Origin of the sequence: Stenotrophomonas sp. GbtcB23 (assembly GCF_019091045.1) — a bacterium.
Classification (GTDB): Bacteria; Pseudomonadota; Gammaproteobacteria; order Xanthomonadales; family Xanthomonadaceae; genus Stenotrophomonas; species Stenotrophomonas rhizophila_A.
In genome coordinates this window covers 1-1,036 of record NZ_JAGXKC010000133.1, presented here as the reverse complement: position 1 = coordinate 1,036, position 1,036 = coordinate 1, and the positions used below count along the sequence as shown (strand labels likewise).

2 protein-coding genes are annotated in these 1,036 nt (G+C 59.8%); one reads left to right on the top strand and one right to left on the bottom strand.

Annotation, left to right across the window (positions count from 1 at the left end):
• On the bottom strand, positions 1-707 hold a 707-nt coding region (locus tag KVS69_RS18410), incomplete at its 3' end, for an SDR family oxidoreductase (RefSeq protein WP_217539431.1).
• Between the two features lie 141 nt (positions 708-848).
• Here KVS69_RS18410 and KVS69_RS18405 point away from each other — a divergent pair.
• Positions 849-1,036: LysR family transcriptional regulator (locus KVS69_RS18405; protein WP_217539430.1), on the top strand; the 188-nt coding region annotated here is incomplete at its 3' end.

Below are 1,036 nucleotides of genomic sequence, written 5' to 3'. Positions count from 1 at the left end.
ATGAAGCGGATATAGGGGACGATGTCCTCGATGTCGGTGAGGCCCGTCTTGGAGAAATTCGAAAGCGCCGCCGCCGTCTTGTGATAGGCAACCGCATCGGCCCCCTCGGCCGGATAGAAGAACGGCGTGTCCATCGGACCGGGACCAATCGCCGTCACCGAGATGCCGCGCTCGCCGAATTCCTTGGATGCCGCACGGGTGAAATGCTCGACCGGTGCCTTGGTGCCTGCATAGGCGGCATAAAAGGGCGTAAACGCGCCGAGCAGCGAGGTGACCAGCGTGCAGATCTTGCCGTTGTCGTTGACGTGTTTGCCGGCTTCCTTGATAAAGAAGAAGGCGGACTTGGAGTTCACCGCCGTCATCTCGTCATATTCAGCTTCACTGATCTCGACCATCGGTTTCTTCAGTACCTTGCCGACCGTGTTGATCGCGATATCGGGCCTGCCGAAGGCGCCTATCGTATCGGCGAAGAGCTTTTCGACCGCGCCGGCCGTCGTCAGGTTCGCCTGGAGGGCAATGGCCTGCGCGCCTGTCGCCTCGACGGCCGCAACAGTCGCGTCGGCGTCCGCCTTTGTCGCCGCGCTGTTGTAATGAATGGCCACCGCCCTTGCGCCATGTTCTGCGAGATCGCGGGCAATGAGCCCGCCGAGGTTCTTCGCACCTCCGGCGATGAGAACGGTTTTACCCTTGATGCTGTGATCGGTCATAGCTGTGGCCTCCTTGGGTTACCTGGCGGCCACCCATGCGACCGCTTTCGAACATGGATGGTATCGCTTATGATTGTTTCATAAAGGCGATCATTCTAACATCACTTGTCGCTCATTCTGGACAATGGAGATCACCCTCGCTTGGACCGAATTGACCTGTTCCGCGTCTTTATCCGTGTCGTCGAATGCGCGAGCTTCACGCGCGCGGCCGATATGCTGGGAATGCCGCGTTCGTCGGTATCGGCGGCCATCCAGGAGCTGGAAGGACGTGTCGGAGCAAGATTGTTGCATCGGACCACACGGGTCGTCGCGCCGACGCAGGACGGCTC